A 16,600-nucleotide genomic window follows, 5' to 3' on the forward strand; every position below is an offset into this window, starting at 1 on the left:
CATCCTTCATGGACAAGGGTCACCTCCTTTCATAAGGTGAAACCCGGATTCCTTTTTATTTGCTTTTATTCTTTGCTTTTTCGCGTTACTTTAGCATTTTATTTATTTCCAGGTTCTTTTCAGCCTGAAAACCTCCTGAAAGTATCCCCAGACGGAAACAGGAGCCATGATCAGCTGGTAGCTTAAAACGAAGAAAAAGAAGCCTGTAATATTTTTTCTTACTTTTAAATCAAGTTCTCTGAACACTTTTTTCTGATAGGTATAGATGCTCAAATAGCTGATCAGGGTAAGAGGCAGAACAAAAAGGGTCATCGGCCCGACAATCCAGTAATGACCGAAAAAAGCGAGAATCAGGCCGGGAATCCAGAAAACGGTATACGTAAAATCCAGATACGGCATGATGAAATTAATGCCCGTCAGGAATTTCGCGAAAATGGCCGGCTGATGCCAAGGCTTCATTTCCTTCAGTGCTTCAATCATCCCCCGCGCCCACCTCGACCGCTGCCTGGCAAAGTGACGGAAGGAAGCCGGTACTTCTGTAAACGCAACTGACAAAGGCTCAAAGTACACTCTGTACCCGTGATGCAGAAATCGCCAGGTCAGAACAATATCTTCCCCGATTGCTTCCGGCCATCCTCCGGTTTCCCTTACAGCAGACGTTTTGTACAAACTGAATGCCCCCTGTGCAACGAGCGTTCCCTGATATAAACCCTGAAGCCTTTTGATTGCTGCAATGCCGAGGAAGTAGTCCCACTCCTGCATTTTTGTCAGAAGATTGTCCCTGCTGTTTCTGACAAGAATCGTTCCTGCTACAGCACAAACATCCTCCGGGGAACTGATCATCCTTGAAACAATGCGCCGGACAGCACTTTTGTGTAGAAGCGTATCTGCATCAAGAGTAAGAACGAAATCCGTCATTGTTTCATTTATGCCTTTGTTTAGAGCATGGTATTTTCCCGGATTTTCTTCATGGAGGAGACGCACAGGAATGCCATAGGAAGTCCCTGCTTCCATGGCTTCTAATGTGGTGGAGTCCTCAGATCCGTTATCCACTACAATCACTTCAAGACTTCCCATGTAATCCTGATTGGCCAAATACCTGATTGTCGTCCCGATATTTTTCTCTTCATTCTTAGCGGCAATCAAAATGGTGACCGGAATCGCAGGACTGCTGTTTTTATATGGGGGCTGCCTGTCAATCAGCAGGCTGGTGATCAAAAAGGCATTTAAAAATCCCGGTATGTAGGCAATGCCTCCAATAATGAAGATGGCAAGCGGCAGCCCCGTCAGCTCAGCAAGCTCCCTCAGCCATGGAAGAGAAAGGAAGACAGAGAAGAGCATCCACATAAAAGCCGCGGTCTGGCTGATCCAAAATTTCTTTTTAACGCTCACGTATCGCTTTATCACCATGTCTCAACCTTTTCACTTGAGTTTTCTTTTATCTTCCGCAATCCCTGACTATGCATACATAAACGAAACAAGTAGAAAAAACGGGAGAAACTTGCACATACTACATAAAAGCATGTTTGAAATCAAGGAAGTGATGAGATGAAACTGTCTGATGAGGAAAAGACTGCACTTAGCGAGGCCATCGACAAAATGAATGAGGGGCTTGATGTATTCATTCAATTCTACAATGATGCTGAAGAAGAAAAGCCGGTGATTGAATTCAAAGAAGATACTATTGCTGCTATTGAAAAAGCAATCGAAGCCTATGGAACAGAAACGGTTTCGGAGAAAATAAATGCCATTATCCGTGAGGTCCTATCATTTTTACCAAACAAAAAATAAGGCAGGTGTGAGCTTTGAGATCAAATAAACTGCTTGTAGACTGGCTGAGATGGCCTCTCTATGTCCGCATTATTTTAATCGTGATGCTGATTGTCCTCCTCTTTGGACAAGTGATATCCCTAATAGAACCAGACGTATTCCCGACCGTTTTTGATGGAATCTGGTGGGCGCTTGTCACCGTGTCCACCGTCGGATTCGGCGATTATGTTCCAGAAACGGTTGCCGGAAGATCAGTAGGCATTGTACTCATCCTTATTGGTGCCGGATTTGTTACGACCTACTTTGCCACATTGTCGGCGGCAGCTTTTCAGAAGCAGCATTCTTACCTAAAAGGAGAAACGGCCTACAAATATGGAAATCATGTCGTGATTATTGGATGGAATGAAAAATCAAATGAGCTTATTGAGACTCTGCAAAAGGTAAAGCCCTATAAAAACATCGTGCTGATTGATGACACTCTCGAGGAGTCTCCATTAATTGAAAATCTGCATTTCATTAAAGGCAATCCCACTATTGACCGGACACTTAACAAAGCAAACATCGAAAAAGCTGATGCTGCCATCATCACGGCCGATCAGTATAAAAGTGAAACGGATGCCGACATGCAGTCGATTTTAATCCTGCTTGCCTTAAAAGGCATGAACCCTGAACTCTATACGGTTGTCGAGCTTGTTACCGGGATGCATGTGAATAATGCCAAAAGAGCGGGAGCCGATGAAATAATCAAATCCTATCAGCTTTCAAGCCACTTGATGATGAACAGCTACCTGGCCAAGTACGGGTTGTCGAGTGTATATTCGGAACTGAATCCCGCCAACGGAAACTACTTTAAAATCATTCCGATTCCTCCTGAGCTAGTCGGAAAAACCTTTCACGATGCCAGCCACAGTCTGCTTGAAAAAGAATACTTGCTAATTGGCATCAAAAAAGGAGATCAGACGAAACTTAATCCGCCGATCTCCCAGATTCTTAAAGAAGAGGATCTTCTGATTATGATTACTCATTAATCAAGCAGCAGATCCTCAAGCTCTTTAACCAACTCCCTGCCTGCATCTATATATTTCTCCGGAAAATCGGCATCTTTGTCCTGCGGCTCCTGAAACTGGTCAAACGATGCCTTTACATTTCCAATATGAACATTGTCATCAAGACCTATCTGATATTTGTGGGAAAGCAAGTAGGGACTTGAGAGCGTGACGGTTGTATTCTGCGAATCCAGCTGGCCGTCAGCTGCCGTAAACGGAACACGCAAAAACTGATAGCCCACCTCATCATCAATCTTATAATCAAACGAACCGTGATCATAGTCCCAGCCCCCGCCGATAGCATACCCAAGCGGCTTTAATTGCGTTTCAAGATGATACAGCTTGAACGATTTCCCTTCCAGTTTCGATGGAATTTCAATCATGAGATTCGACCTCCTTTTTAAGGTAGGTTCTCCTGATAACCGTTTTTTATGACGAAGGGAAGCGGGGGGAATGACATATTTCGGGAGGCTTGCTTACCCTCTCAAATCGATTTTCAGTTTGAGAGGGTACGATTCCTCGCTTTGCTTACCCTCCCATATCGTTTTTCGGTTTGAGAGTACGATTCCTCGCTTTCCTTCCCCTCCCATATCGTTTTTCGGTTTCACAGGGTACGATTCCTCGCTTTGCTTACCCTCCCATATCGTTTTTCGGTTTGAGAGGGTACGATTCCTCGCTTTCCTTACCCTCCCATATCGTTTTTCGGTTTCACAGGGTACGATTCGGCTTCTATTTTCACGCAAAAAAAGCAGGCCGGATAGATTACTCCGGACTGCCATTAAAAATTATTTCAAGCGCTTTTCAAGCTCAGCTTTAACCTCTTCAAATCCCGGTTTGCCAAGCAAAGCAAACATGTTTACTTTGTAAGCTTCAACACCCGGCTGGTCGAATGGATTCACGCCAAGCAGGTATCCGCTCATCGCACAGGCTTTTTCGAAGAAGTAGACAAGATAGCCGAATGTGTACTCGTTCATTTCCGGAAGGTTCACAATCAGGTTTGGGACGCCTCCGTCTGTGTGAGCAAGCATCGTACCCTGGAAAGCTTTCTTGTTGACAAAGTCAACTGTTTCGCCTGCAAGGTAGTTCAGGCCGTCAAGGTCATTTTCTTCTGATTCGATTGTAATCTCGTGACGCGGTTTTTCAACGTTAAGGACGGTTTCAAAAAGATCACGGCGTCCCTCCTGCACGTATTGGCCCATTGAATGCAGGTCTGTGGAGAAGTTTGCTGAAGCAGGAAAAATGCCTTTTTGGTCTTTTCCTTCACTTTCGCCAAACAGCTGTTTCCACCACTCTGAGAAATACTGAAGGCCAGGCTCATAGTTAATGAGCATTTCAATCGTTTTGCCGCGGTTATACAGCGCGTTGCGAACGGCTGCATATTGGTAAGCAGCATTTTCTTCAAGCTCAGATGTTGAGAAATCGTTCATGGCAGCGGCTGCGCCTTTCATCATTTCTTCAATATCCGCTCCTGCAGCAGCGATTGGAAGCAAGCCGACAGCAGTGAGAACAGAGTAGCGTCCGCCAACATCATCAGGGATGATGAAGGACTCGTACCCTTCTTCTGAAGCAAGTGTTTTTAAAGCACCGCGGGCTTTGTCTGTTGTCGCATAGATGCGTGTTTTTGCTTCTTCTTTTCCGTACTTTTCTTCAAGCAGCTTGCGGAAAATACGGAAAGCAAGAGCAGGCTCAGTTGTTGTGCCTGATTTTGAAATGACGTTGATAGAGAAGTCGCGTCCTTCAATCAGGTCCATCAGGTCTTTCATGTAAGTAGAGCTGATGTTGTTGCCGACAAAAATGATTTGCGGCGTTTTGCGCTGTTCTTTAGACAATGCATTGTAGAAAGAGTGGTTCAGCATTTCAAGGGCAGCACGCGCGCCAAGATAAGATCCGCCGATTCCAACGACTAAAAGAACATCTGAATCAGATTTGATTTTTTCTGCACTTTTCTGTATGCGTGCAAATTCCTCTTTATCGTATGCCTCAGGAAGGTCAACCCAGCCAAGGAAGTCGCTTCCCGCTCCTGTTTTTTCATGAATTGAGTGATGCGCAACTTTTACAAAATCGCGCAGGTATGTAAGCTCATGCTCACCAAAAAATGACAGCGCTTTTGAGTAATCAAAACGAACATGTGTCATTGCAGTTCCTCCATCGTTCCTAAAATTTTAATCCTCTTTCACTTTAACGAAACTGTGTTTGTAAATCAAGCGGACCAAAAAATGAAAACGCGATCATTTAAAAATAAATGAAAACACCCTGCAGATGCAGGGTGCCTGTGCCATTAAAGTGAAGCTTTCAAGATGGCAAGAACATCTTCTTTGTTCAGCTTTTTAAAGTTGCCGAACTCGCCGTTCGCCATTGCTTTATCTGCAATCAGATCAAGTTTTTCGTCTGTGATGTCGTAGTCAGCCAGGCGGCTTGGTGCACCGAGGCTGCTCCAGAATGCGCTGAGCTTGTCGATTCCTTCAAGTGCAACATCGCGGTCTGATTTGCCTTCTGTATCCACTTCAAACACGCGGACAGCAAGCTGTTTGAAGCGGTCAAGGTTCTCATCAAGCGTATGTCTCATCCAGTTAGGGAACAGGATGGCAAGGCCGCCGGCATGAGGAATATCATAAACAGCTGAGACAGCATGCTCGATATTGTGAGTCGCCCAGTCGCCGCGGTAGCCCATCTGAAGAGATCCGTTCAATGCGATCGTTCCTGAATAAAGGATCGTTTCGCGCAGCTCATAATTTTCAAGTTCTTTCATCAATTTTGGTGCTGTTTCGATGACTGTTTTCAGAGTCGATTCACAGAAACGGTCCTGAAGCGGTGTGTTTTTTGTATGATGGAAATATTGCTCAAATACGTGAGACATCATGTCAACCATGCCGTACACGGTTTGATCCTGAGGAACTGTGTACGTGTTGACAGGATCAAGAATAGAGAATTTCGGGAATGTCAGCGGACTTCCCCAGCCGTATTTCTCCTGTGTTTCCCAATTTGTAATAACGGAACCTGCGTTCATTTCTGAACCTGTCGCAGCAAGCGTCAGAACAGTTCCAAACGGAAGAGCCTCTGAAGGAGTATGCTTTTTGGTCACGATGTCCCACGCATCTCCGTCATATTTAGCTCCGGCCGCAATGGCTTTTGTACAGTCAATGACACTTCCGCCGCCTACAGCAAGAAGGAAGTCAATGTTTTCGCTTTTGCAGATATTTACGCCGCGGTGAACGGTTGAAAGTCTTGGATTCGGTTCTACACCGGAAAGTTCAAAGACGTTTGATCCGGTTTTCTCAAGTTCAGCAAGTACTTTATCGTACAGCCCGTTTCGTTTAATGCTTCCTCCGCCATAAACCAGGAGAACATTTTTGCCGTACTTTGGCACCTCGGTCTGAAGCTGCTGTAGCTGGTCTTTTCCAAAAATTAATTTCGTTGGATTATGGTATGTAAAGTTTTCCACAATCAATCGCCTCCTTACTTTTTATAAAATAAGTATGACCTGTTTGGAATGTTTTTTGCAAGAAATGCGCTTGTAAAAGCTTTTTTTTAGCATGTGAATAATTTTGATGACATCTCCGCATTCTATTAGTGAATTCTTACACCCAAGGAGGTTATCAACATGAGCGCATTACAGCGTATTGCACTTGTACTTACGATTATTGGAGCAATCAACTGGGGGCTAATCGGCTTCTTTCAATTTGATTTAGTGGCAGCTATTTTTGGCGGCCAGGATGCTGCCCTTTCAAGAATTATTTATGGACTTGTCGGAATCGCAGGTTTAATCAACCTTGCCATTCTCTTCAAGCCGGCAGCTGAGCTCGGCCGTACAGAACCAAAACCGGAAGCACGCTAAGATCAAAAGCGGAAGCGCCTTGGTCAAATCCGATCGGCAGATAAGAATCCGACGAAAAAGTCCGGTTTTGACTTTTCCGTCGGATTTGTTCTGACTGAGGATTTAGGCGCTTCCGCTTACCGAAGATACCTTTATCATGTTTTCCGCAACCTTGAACAAATTATATTTTTAAGCACAGAAAAAGCACCGGATCCTGATCCGGTGCTTTTTTCATGAAAAAAAAGAATCCATCCAGCCGGATGCATTCTTTTCACGTGCTTATTTGTTTGTTTGTTTTGATTGCTCGATCCACTCTTCAAGCTTCTCTTTAAGCGTGTTGAAACCTTGTGGAGTTTCGTTTGTGTAAGCTGGAGTAGCTTTTACTGTAGCCTGGCGCTTTTTTGGCTTCTTTGGAGCTTCTGTTTGTGCAGGAGCTTCTTGAGTTGCGCGGATAGAAAGGCTGATTTTGCCTGCTGCTTCGTCAACAGAAAGTACTTTTACTTGTACTTCGTCTCCTACTTTCAGCTGTTCGTTAATGTCTTTAACAAAACCGTGTGCGATCTCAGAAATGTGAACTAGTCCTTGTGTAGACTCATCTAATGCAACAAACGCACCGTAGCGCTGGATTCCTGTTACTTTGCCTGTGTAAACAGAACCTGTTTCGAATTTTGTACTCATGGTAACACTCCTATATAAGTTGATTTTTCTCGTTTAATATACGCAATTTAAAACTATATCATATCCGGCCTGTTTTTACAATAACAATTTAGTTACTGTCAAGTAATAAGCTGCTGGCTTTCATGATGTTAACAAAATCACCGTTTTCTTGAGAACGCCAAAAACCCCAAAAAAACCGGGCATAATCCGCCCGGTTTCTCATTAGTTATACACAACCTTAGATGTATAGTCACTTATATTTATCTTTACGGTCATCTTCATTGACGAACCATCCCTGTGAATCAGTTCAAATACGGCTGTGCTGCCATCTTCGCTGTATGTTTCATTCAGTTTAACCGTATTTGCGGAAAGAACCCGGAACTGTTTGGCTTTCTCTTCTAGATCTGATTTAAATTCTTCTTCTGAAGGTGCAGATTCGTCTTTTGCCATAAGATCATAAGCAGTCCCCTCATCTCCGGTAACTGTGGCGTACAAATAAAGGCGGAGCACGTCAGCCGGCTGCAGCTCGTTCAATGCTGTGCTGTCCCCGTCAGTATAGGCCCGATAGGCAGTTTGGATGCTGCTTGATACAGGCAGGAGCTGAATCTCTCTTCCCCTGAAAAAAGATACCTCAGGCTTCAGGCTCTCGGGCACGTTCACCTTATACTGCCAATATTCCTCTTGTGACTTGAAGGCGAAATTCTGCGCTTTCAAAAACTCATAGTATGCAGATACAGCTGATGTCGTCTCACGATTCGGATAGTCTTTCATGAGCTGTTCAAAGGCTGATTTCCATTCCTCTTTCAGTCTGAACTGCTCATCCACAGCCATAGTATTGTTGAGCCCTTTAAGCAGGACGGTGAGCCAGAACTCATAGCGCTCTTTTAATTTTTCACGGTATTTAAAGTTTGGGTTCTGCAGAATGAACTCTTCAAGAGCAGCAGTCCGCTCTGCCAGTTCATTAACGGGAACAGCGAGAGCTGCATCCATGGCAACCTGTGCCTGGTTTTCCGTTTCAAAATACTTCTTCATTTGCGGACTTGGGTCAAGTTCGTTTTCAAGGAGTTCTAAATCCGGCTGGAAATTGATCATGCCTTCCCCTTCGTGATAAAAACGGTAGCCGCTGTTTCTGATCTCCTCAATAACCGGCCCTGCTTCAGGATGATCGGAGCCTTTTTGGTTCAATTGGTCAGCGAAAGCATTTACATCCGTATACTGAAGAGTGCTTGAAACAGTCAGCCACTTTTCAAAGAAATACTCCTCCATCATCCTCTGTTTTTCAAGAAGGCTGATGATCTCTGCATCCCTTATCTCTTCTCCTTCTTCTGCCTTTGTTCTTAAAGCAGCGAGCTGTGCTGCAGGAGATGAGACGTTCTGTTCAACTGTCAGCTTGACTGTCTTAAAATAGTTGTCAAGTTCCTGAATGGACTGATAGGAATTTCTGCCGTCAAATTCCCGGACTGCATCTTCTGCTTCCTGAATAAACGGATACAGCTCTGCGTCAGGCATCTGAATCTCTGCCTTGAAAGCAGCAAGTCTTTCCTTAAACAGGAGGTCAAGCTCGCCTCGTTTAGCTTCAATTTCTTCTGCAGAAGGCGGCACCTGCACAGCAGGAGGCTGTTCACCTGTTCCGCCATTTCTCTCATTATTCTGCACAAGCAGCTGTGCACCAAGCAGCCCTGCTATCAGCATGACACCCGCAAAGCTTGCAGCATATAGCGTTCTGGCTTTGAAGAAAGGATTATTCTTCTGCTTTTCAAGCTTGATGCGGTCCATTATATGATCAGCTGATGTTTGCACTGGAAGCTTTTCATAGGAATGCTTTAAGCTCGATAGCCGTTTCTCAAAAAGCTGATCATCCATGTGTTTCACCTTCTTTCTTTTCGTGTTCCTCCACAATTTTTTTCAGCATCGTTTTTCCTCTGAGGATGCGTGTTTTAACAGTAGAAAGCGTTATTGACATAATTTCAGCGATTTCTTCATATTTCATTTCGTGGAAAAAATACAGAACAATCGGGATTCGGTATTTTTCATCGAGTTTCTGAAGGCACATGTGAAGGGCCCTGTCTTCCTCATTTTGAATAACACTCGATTCCACCTCAGGATAATCCATCGCAGGTTCATTTTGAATTTTGAACACTTTCTGCATGTTTGACATGCGCTTTCTGGCTGCATCCCTTGTCACATTGAGAGTAATTTTATAAAGCCATGTAGAAAATTTCGCCTTTGAAAATTGGTCCAAAAACCGGTATACCCGGATAAATACTTCCTGGGTAATGTCATCTATATCATCACGCCGGTTTCCAAGCTGATACGCAAACCGCTCGACTGTCGGCGTATATTTTTCAACCAGCTCCCTGAATGCACTCATATTCCCCTTCTTTGCCCGCCGCACTAATTCATCATCGTTCATAATCTGCCCTCCTTATTACACCTGTGAAACGGGAGATGCATACAGTTTGTTTCATGCTGATGGACGCAAGATGCAAATTTTTCAAAAAAACAGGTTTAACTCAAATTTAAGGGGGGAATACTATCAGCGTATAAGCTTTCTAGTATTCCCCCCTTTTGTTTTTAGGACAAGACCTTTAAGGTTTTGTCCATTTTTTATTTTCTGCAGTTTTCCATAAATACAGCCATTCTTCTAAGCGCTTCCTGAAGCTGCTCAAGGGATGAGGCATACGAACAGCGTACAAATCCTTCACCGCTTTCACCGAATACATTCCCCGGAACCACAGCCACTTTTTGTTCAATCAGCAGCTTTTCAGCAAACTCTTCCGAACTAAGTCCTGTTTCTTTTATTGAGGGAAAGGCGTAAAATGCGCCCCCGGGCAGATGGCAGGACAAACCGATTTCATTCAGTGTCTCTACAAAAAAGTTTCGTCTGCGGCGATAGCTTTTTTTCATTTGCTCAACATCCTGCATGCCGTTTTTCAAAGCTTCAATGGCCCCGTATTGAGCCATCGTCGGTGCGCACATCATAGCGTACTGATGGATTTTCAGCATGGCTCCTGAAAGCTCAGCCGGCGCAGCGATGAAGCCGAGCCTCCACCCTGTCATGGCGAACCCTTTTGAAAAGCCGGAAATCAAAATGGTGCGTTCGCGCATTCCGCTCAAGCTCGGAAAGCTCGTATAAGCTTCATCATATGTAAGTTCCGCATAAATCTCATCAGCAAGCACCACCAGGTCGTGCATTTCAGCCTGCTCTGCGATCAACTGGAGTTCATGCTTTGATAAGACCGCTCCTGTCGGATTGCTTGGCGAGCATAACAGCAGTGCTTTTGTCCGCTCCGTCAATGCTTCTTCAATCAACTGGGGCCGAAGTTTAAACTGGTCATCTGCCCGCGTATGCAAAGGTACAGGCACTCCTCCAGCGAGCGATACAAGCGGAGCATAGGAAACAAAGCAAGGTTCAGGAATGAGCACCTCATCAAGCGGATTCACAATGGCTCTTAATGCGATATCCAGCGCCTGGCTAGCCCCCACCGTCACAATGATTTCATCTTCATGCCGGTAAGATACATCGAATTTCCCGTGAAGATATCGGGAAATTTCCTGGCGCAATTCCAAAAGACCGGCATTGGCTGTGTATGATGTAAACCCCTGTTCAAGCGACAGGATGCATGCTTCTCTTACATTCCAGGATGTAACAAAATCCGGTTCCCCGACGCCAAGCGAAATAACACCTTCCATGCTTGCCGCAAGATCAAAGAACTTGCGGATGCCGGAAGGCTTCAGGGCTGAAACTGTATGTGATAAATACTTCGATTGTGTCATGGAGACACCACAATCCGTTTGTCTTCATCGTCCTGTTCGTAAATCTTCCCGTCATGTTTATATTTTTTTAAGATGAAGTGTGTCGTTGTTGAAAGGACGGAGTCAAGAGTTGACAGCTTGTCCGAAACAAAGTGTGCAACCTCTGACATCGATCTTCCTTCTATAACGACGGACAGATCATATGCCCCTGACATGAGATAAACCGATTTCACCTCATTGAACCTGTAGATTCTTTCAGCAATCGCATCAAACCCTGTCCCTCTTTTTGGCGCGACTTTTACGTCAATCATCGCTGTGACTCCCTCTTGCCCATCCACTTTCCGCCAGTTGACAGTTGTCGAGTAGTCGATAATGACCTTCTGCTCTTCCAGGCGTTTAATTGTGAGGATGGTTTCTTCAACGCTTAGCTGAACCATTTTTGAGATGTCCTGCGGCGTGAGCCTGCTGTTTTCTTCAAGGAGCTCAAGAATTTCTGTTTCTTTTTGGGTAAGCTTCATTTTCTTTTCCTCCCTTTCCTTTAAGAATGTTCTGATAATTATAGCATGAACAATTGAAAACAAACACGCATTGTTCCGTTTTTTTTCGGGAAAAACCGGGTAGATTTTACAAGAGTTATTTTCGGACGGCAGGTTAAAATAGTAAAAACTTTTGCTGCCGGCACTCCATCGCCGTCAGCTTTTGCAAATCATGTCTTTTTCAAGGAATTAAGAATAAATGCTGGAGTGAATGATTATGGTGATATTGGATAACAAGCAGGAGTTTAAGATGCATGTTCAGGGGATAGGGGTCCACTATGAGGTGTATGAAAATCCCGGCAAACCTGTGATGGTTTTAATACACGGCTTTCTTTCTTCCACATTCAGCTACCGCCGGCTGATTCCATTTCTCCGCCATGAGTATCATCTCATTGCTGTTGATCTTCCGCCGTTCGGCCGGTCGGAAAAATCGATCGCGTTCGTTTACTCATACCGGAACATGGCTAAAGTTGTGATTGAGCTTTTGAAAAACCTGCAAGTGGAACAAGCAATCCTCGTAGGGCATTCCATGGGAGGGCAAATTTCCCTGTACGCATCAAAAGAAATGCCTGAGATGGTTAAAAAAGTTGTGCTTTTATGCAGCTCAGGCTATATGAAAAGGTCGCATCCTTCGCTCATATTCGGCTCTTATTTTCCTTACTTTTACCTCTGCATCAAGCACATCATGAGCAGACAGGGAGTCTGGAAAAACTTATGCAACGTCGTACATGACCGCTCGATGATTGATCAGGAAATGATGGATGGCTATATTCAGCCATTTTACGACGACCGTATCTTCATGGCGCTCTCGCGGATGATCAGGGACAGAGAAGGTGATTTGCCTGCAGAAGATCTGCGGAAAATCGAAACACCAAGCCTTCTTATTTGGGGACAGGAAGACCGGGTTGTACCCGTCCATATCGGAGAGAGAATGAACAGGGATCTTCCAAATTCTCATTTCTTCTCATTAAAGAACACGGGTCATTTAGTTCCTGAAGAACGCCCTGATTTTGTATCTGAACGCATTTTTGAATTTTGCATGTAAGTGAAGGAACAGAAAAAATGCAGCTTAGAACGGCTTATCATCGTTCACAAGCTGCATTGTTTTTGATCAGCAAAAGCTGTACCGCCATTTTTTCACACTCTTTTAAAGGAATAATCTCTTCAAAAGAGAACTCATAAACAGCCTGTATTTTTCGGGAAAGCTGTGCCGGTGTTTCAGAGACGTGCACCGCCTGAAGGACATCAAATACTTCCGTTTCATATGCTTCCGCACCGTACTTCAGCGGATCCCATTTATATAACAGCCCGAGCATCTGCTCATTCGCTTCTCTCATTTCCACTGCACATCACCCAAACCTTTTTCTTTTGCATAACGTTCCATACATATTTTATCATAAGGTTTTAAAGGAGCAACATCCGGAGAAATCAAACTGGAGAGTGATAATCATGAGCATGTTTGATCAGGAAATCAACAGATACAGGACTCACTCAGTAAAATGGGATTATTCCGAGGAGATCTTCGGTGTGAAAGATGTTTTCCCCATGTGGGTCGCAGATATGGATTTCCGTGCACCTGATGAAGTAATTTCCGCCCTGCAGGAACGAGCATCGCACGGTATTTTCGGCTATACTTCAGCAGGTCCAGAAGCGAAGAAAGCCGTTCAGTCATGGATGAAAGCGCGGCACGGCTGGGATGTAACCCAGGAATCCATCATTTTCAGCTCAGGAGTGGTTACTGCCCTGAGTATGGCCATTCAGTCCCTAACAGACCCTGGAGACGCAGTACTGATTCAGTCTCCTGTTTACCACCCTTTTTTTGACATGACAGAGAAAAACGGCCGCACACTTGTAAACAATCAATTGAAACTTGAAAATGGCACCTATCAAATTGATTTCGAAGATCTTGAAAAGAAAGCAGCTCATCAAAAAGTGAAGCTCATGCTGCTTTGCAACCCGCAGAACCCGGGCGGCAGAGTGTGGACAAAAGAAGAACTCGAGAGGATCGGAGAAATATGCGCAAAGCATCATGTCGTTGTTGTTTCGGACGAAATCCATTCAGACTTGATGCTGTTCGGCCATAAGCATGTCCCTTTTGCATCCCTTTCCAAAGAGCATGCCCGAAACTCTATAATATGCATGGCACCAAGCAAGACATTCAATCTTGCAGGGCTGCAGTCTTCAGCCATTATCATTCCGAACAAAGAAATCCGGACAAAATATGAGGAATATCAAAAGCGGCAGGGGTTCTTTACCCTTAATACCTTTGGCATAGCCGGCTTAACTGCAGCCTACACACATGGTGAAAAATGGCTGGATGAGTTAAACAGCTACCTTGAAGAGAACGTGAACACAGTGATTTCATATATTCAAGAGCATTTGCCCAAGCTTAACGCGATAAGGCCTGACTCGACTTACTTAATCTGGATTGACTGTACACAATTGCAGAAAACAGATGCTGAAATAAAGGAATTGCTGCTTCAAAAAGGAAAGCTTGCGCTTGAGGATGGGACCAAATACGGCCCCGGCGGAGAGGGTTTTGTCCGCATGAATATCGGATGTCCCCGCTCACTAGTGCTTGAGGGACTGGAACGTTTAAGAGAGGCGTTCTCATGATCTGAAAAATCCGCGGTTCACAGCTGCGGATTTTCGGATTGTTTAGAAAATTATAAAAGTAAAAGGCTGTGGATAACATAACAAAGTTATCCTCGGCAAGCGGAAGCGCCTAAATCCTCTGTCAGAACAAATCCGTCAAAAAAGGCGGGACCCGGACTTTTCCGCCGTATTCTTATCTGCCTATCGGAGCGGGCCTTGGCGCTTGCGCTTTTGTTCTTGCACGCAAACAAAAATTGTCATTTTGGGAGTTTTTCGAATCTTCTGATGGTATAATGGACTCAGAATATAGCAAAGGTGAGAATCCGTTGATTATTCCTATAGAGTCTGTAAAAGAACTGATACTTCATATAACCTTTCTTTTGTTTCCTGTTTTTCTCTATCAGACCGTTTGGCTCAGCAGGCCGTTCAAGTCCCCTCCAAGCAGGAACAAAATTCTTATTTCCCTTCTGTGCATCCCTTCTGCCCTGCTTTGCCTGACTTATCCGCTTCACACAATTGAAAGTGTAAGCTTTGACCTGCACGCCATACCTGTTATAGTAAGCATCCTTTATGGAGGACCCTTTTCAGGTGCTGCGGTCATTGCCTCCGTTCTCGCCTACCGGTTTTATGCCGGAGGACACTGGCTTCTTCTCAGTCTCGTGACCATTCCTTTTTACACCCTTTTATCCTTCTACTTTCAGCGTTCCTGGTTTTCCTTTAATAAACGGCGAAAAATGATGGTTATTCTTTTAATCGGCAATGCCAAAACAGCTATTACCTATGCTTCCCTGTATCTTTTTCATTCCTTTGGATGGGTCCCTGATGTTTTTTCAGGGGAGGGCCGGAAGTATTTAATTATCGGCTGGATTTTTTTGAACTTCGCTTTGTTTTTAACCTACTATGCCACCGAATACATTCGTGAAAATGCCATCATGAGATATCAGATTATCCGAAATGAAAAGCTGTCCATACTGAGCGAGCTTGCTGCGAGTGTTGCCCACGAAGTCAGAAATCCGCTGACGGTTGTAAGGGGATTCATCCAGCTGATGGGGCAGGAAATACGCGACAATGAACAAAAAAACAAGGATTATCACGAATTAGTATTATCAGAGCTTGACCGCGCTCAGGATATTATTACCGATTATTTGAGTCTTGCAAAACAGCACTATATCGAAAAAGAGAATGTTTCCCTGACTTCTTTGCTTTATGAAGTGGATCAGCTGATGCGCTCCTATGCCAATTATAAAACAGTTGCGATTGAAGCGAGCATTCAGGACGGGCTGATGATTGTGGGGGACCGCTCAAGACTGAAACAGGTATTTATTAATCTGCTTAAAAATGCAATTGAAGCCGTTCCTGATTTAGAGGGACAAGTGGAAATCAGGGCTTATTCATCCCATGAATTTGTGAGAATCAAACTGACGGATAATGGCTGCGGAATGAGTGCAGACCAGCTTCAGAGACTTGGTGAACCCTATTTTACTTTAAAAGAGAAAGGAACAGGTCTCGGACTTACAGTGACGTTTTCGATCATTCAGCATCATGGCGGGACGATCCGCTATCAGAGCACATTAGGCGGAGGAACAGCTGTGACCGTCTCTCTCCCTATCGAAGCTCTCAAATGAATAAAATCGAATGTTTCTCTTATTTTGTTAATAAACTGTTTATAGGACATGGACGAAATGAACGTAAGGAGGGGGTACTCCTGAAAAACCGATTTATGCTGATTTTTCTGCTGACCCTGTGCCTGTTGACTGCAGCTTTTTCCATCCCAAAACAAATGGGCAATGGTGCAAGCGCCATTCCAAACGAAACCATGCAGCAGGAAGCTTCCCTTGCAATTGATACGGTTTTGACCATCCATTTCAACTCTTTTCAGAGGGCGCTGACGCTGAATGAAGAAGTTTTGAGCATTAAGCCTGTTAAAGACAGCGGGCAAAAGTGCTATGAAACAACCATTCAGTTCTACACATTTTTTGGACTGCCCCTGTCAAAAGTGAAGGCTGACTGCAATGAAATTGAAGAAGTAAATTAGTACGACCAAAAACGGCCTGCTCGGCCGTTTTTCATTTTCAGGAAATGCCGGAGTCACATTGTCACCCGCAATGCCCAAAGCCTGCTAATAAAAAAACCAATCCCGAAAACAGCGGAATTGGATTCTGAAATTACTTGTTCTTATCAGCTGCTTTTAGGTTTCTTTCAAACTCTTCTGCTTTCAATTCCTCTTTTCTTGATACCTTTTTAATCAGCATAAAGGCTGCAATGGCCAAAAGGAAGAAGATGAACATTGTGATGCCGGCGGGAAGGTACTCAGACTTGTCTTCCGGAAAATATAAAAACAGCCCCATAATGAAAGCGTTTAACAATTTAATCACTCCTTGTCCCCTTTACTATAGCAAGAATTCATGGCTTCCTCTACTTTTGAT

18 protein-coding genes are annotated in these 16,600 nt (G+C 44.3%); 7 read left to right on the forward strand and 11 right to left on the reverse strand.

All coding sequences use genetic code 11. The features are described from left to right. Positions 1-102: 102 nt before the first annotated feature. Positions 103-1,347 (reverse strand): glycosyltransferase family 2 protein, encoded by a 1,245-nt coding sequence (locus tag ACTSEZ_RS10370; RefSeq protein ID WP_369734472.1) that lies wholly within the window; start codon positions 1,345-1,347, stop codon positions 103-105. Positions 1,348-1,548: 201 nt separating this feature from the next. Here ACTSEZ_RS10370 and ACTSEZ_RS10375 point away from each other — a divergent pair, with 201 nt between their 5' ends. Next, a complete protein-coding gene (locus ACTSEZ_RS10375; protein WP_029566178.1) occupies positions 1,549-1,791 on the forward strand; it encodes a hypothetical protein in 243 nt (80 codons plus the stop codon). Between the two features lie 14 nt (positions 1,792-1,805). Then, positions 1,806-2,798 carry a potassium channel family protein gene (locus tag ACTSEZ_RS10380; protein ID WP_369734161.1) on the forward strand — a complete coding sequence of 331 codons (993 nt, stop codon included), beginning with the start codon at positions 1,806-1,808 and terminating at the stop codon, positions 2,796-2,798. Here the strand turns inward: ACTSEZ_RS10380 and ACTSEZ_RS10385 are convergent. The 3 genes from ACTSEZ_RS10385 to ACTSEZ_RS10395 all read right to left on the reverse strand — a co-directional run bounded on the left by ACTSEZ_RS10385 (position 2,795) and on the right by ACTSEZ_RS10395 (position 6,258). Further along, complete coding sequence (locus tag ACTSEZ_RS10385) at positions 2,795-3,199, reverse strand: YugN-like family protein (RefSeq protein ID WP_369734162.1); 405 nt, start codon at positions 3,197-3,199, stop codon at positions 2,795-2,797. The genes ACTSEZ_RS10380 and ACTSEZ_RS10385 overlap by 4 nt on opposite strands. 402 nt (positions 3,200-3,601) lie before the next feature. Then, positions 3,602-4,951, reverse strand: a complete 1,350-nt coding sequence (locus ACTSEZ_RS10390) for a glucose-6-phosphate isomerase (protein ID WP_029566092.1) — start codon at positions 4,949-4,951, stop codon at positions 3,602-3,604. Positions 4,952-5,094: 143 nt separating this feature from the next. Next, positions 5,095-6,258: an iron-containing alcohol dehydrogenase gene (locus tag ACTSEZ_RS10395; RefSeq protein WP_369734163.1), complete on the reverse strand. Its 1,164-nt coding sequence runs from the start codon at positions 6,256-6,258 to the stop codon at positions 5,095-5,097. Positions 6,259-6,417: 159 nt separating this feature from the next. Here ACTSEZ_RS10395 and ACTSEZ_RS10400 point away from each other — a divergent pair, with 159 nt between their 5' ends. After that, positions 6,418-6,651, forward strand: a complete 234-nt coding sequence (locus ACTSEZ_RS10400; RefSeq protein WP_029566094.1) for a DUF378 domain-containing protein — start codon at positions 6,418-6,420, stop codon at positions 6,649-6,651. Positions 6,652-6,909: 258 nt separating this feature from the next. Here the strand turns inward: ACTSEZ_RS10400 and yugI are convergent, their stop codons facing one another. The 5 genes from yugI to ACTSEZ_RS10425 form a co-directional block, all read right to left on the reverse strand. Next, positions 6,910-7,308: a S1 domain-containing post-transcriptional regulator GSP13 gene (yugI, locus tag ACTSEZ_RS10405; RefSeq protein ID WP_369734164.1), complete on the reverse strand. Its 399-nt coding sequence runs from the start codon at positions 7,306-7,308 to the stop codon at positions 6,910-6,912. A 201-nt stretch (positions 7,309-7,509) separates the two neighbouring features. Then, positions 7,510-9,150, reverse strand: coding sequence for a hypothetical protein (locus ACTSEZ_RS10410; protein ID WP_369734165.1), 1,641 nt, complete (start codon positions 9,148-9,150; stop codon positions 7,510-7,512). Beyond that, positions 9,143-9,700 carry an RNA polymerase sigma factor gene (locus ACTSEZ_RS10415; RefSeq protein WP_369734166.1) on the reverse strand — a complete coding sequence of 186 codons (558 nt, stop codon included), beginning with the start codon at positions 9,698-9,700 and terminating at the stop codon, positions 9,143-9,145. The genes ACTSEZ_RS10410 and ACTSEZ_RS10415 overlap by 8 nt, the downstream gene beginning before the upstream one ends. A 194-nt stretch (positions 9,701-9,894) precedes the next feature. Continuing rightward, complete coding sequence (locus tag ACTSEZ_RS10420) at positions 9,895-11,064, reverse strand: aminotransferase (RefSeq protein ID WP_369734167.1); 1,170 nt, start codon at positions 11,062-11,064, stop codon at positions 9,895-9,897. Further along, the gene (locus ACTSEZ_RS10425) at positions 11,061-11,561 is read right to left on the reverse strand and encodes an Lrp/AsnC family transcriptional regulator (RefSeq protein WP_369734168.1); all 501 of its coding nucleotides are present in this window, start codon (positions 11,559-11,561) and stop codon (positions 11,061-11,063) included. The genes ACTSEZ_RS10420 and ACTSEZ_RS10425 overlap by 4 nt, the downstream gene beginning before the upstream one ends. A gap of 235 nt (positions 11,562-11,796) precedes the next feature. On the opposite strand from ACTSEZ_RS10425, the gene ACTSEZ_RS10430 reads away from it, so the two are divergent. Further along, complete coding sequence (locus ACTSEZ_RS10430) at positions 11,797-12,624, forward strand: alpha/beta fold hydrolase (RefSeq protein WP_369734169.1); 828 nt, start codon at positions 11,797-11,799, stop codon at positions 12,622-12,624. Positions 12,625-12,661: 37 nt separating this feature from the next. Here the strand turns inward: ACTSEZ_RS10430 and ACTSEZ_RS10435 are convergent, their stop codons facing one another. Beyond that, positions 12,662-12,916, reverse strand: coding sequence for a DUF1871 family protein (locus ACTSEZ_RS10435; protein WP_369734473.1), 255 nt, complete (start codon positions 12,914-12,916; stop codon positions 12,662-12,664). Between the two features lie 112 nt (positions 12,917-13,028). On the opposite strand from ACTSEZ_RS10435, the gene ACTSEZ_RS10440 reads away from it, so the two are divergent. The 3 genes from ACTSEZ_RS10440 to ACTSEZ_RS10450 all read left to right on the forward strand — a co-directional run bounded on the left by ACTSEZ_RS10440 (position 13,029) and on the right by ACTSEZ_RS10450 (position 16,209). Then, the gene (locus ACTSEZ_RS10440; RefSeq protein WP_369734170.1) at positions 13,029-14,195 is read left to right on the forward strand and encodes a MalY/PatB family protein; all 1,167 of its coding nucleotides are present in this window, start codon (positions 13,029-13,031) and stop codon (positions 14,193-14,195) included. A gap of 305 nt (positions 14,196-14,500) precedes the next feature. After that, positions 14,501-15,799 (forward strand): ATP-binding protein, encoded by a 1,299-nt coding sequence (locus ACTSEZ_RS10445; RefSeq protein WP_369734171.1) that lies wholly within the window; start codon positions 14,501-14,503, stop codon positions 15,797-15,799. Continuing rightward, positions 15,796-16,209, forward strand: a complete 414-nt coding sequence (locus tag ACTSEZ_RS10450; protein ID WP_369734172.1) for a hypothetical protein — start codon at positions 15,796-15,798, stop codon at positions 16,207-16,209. Before ACTSEZ_RS10445 ends, ACTSEZ_RS10450 begins: the two co-directional genes overlap by 4 nt. Before the next feature lie 130 nt (positions 16,210-16,339). Here the strand turns inward: ACTSEZ_RS10450 and ACTSEZ_RS10455 are convergent, their stop codons facing one another. Further along, positions 16,340-16,549 (reverse strand): hypothetical protein, encoded by a 210-nt coding sequence (locus ACTSEZ_RS10455; protein WP_369734173.1) that lies wholly within the window; start codon positions 16,547-16,549, stop codon positions 16,340-16,342. Between the last annotated feature and the right edge of the window lie 51 nt (positions 16,550-16,600).

Source organism: Metabacillus mesotrionivorans (genome assembly GCF_052171315.1).
In the GTDB taxonomy this organism is placed as follows: domain Bacteria; phylum Bacillota; class Bacilli; order Bacillales; family Bacillaceae; genus Bacillus_P.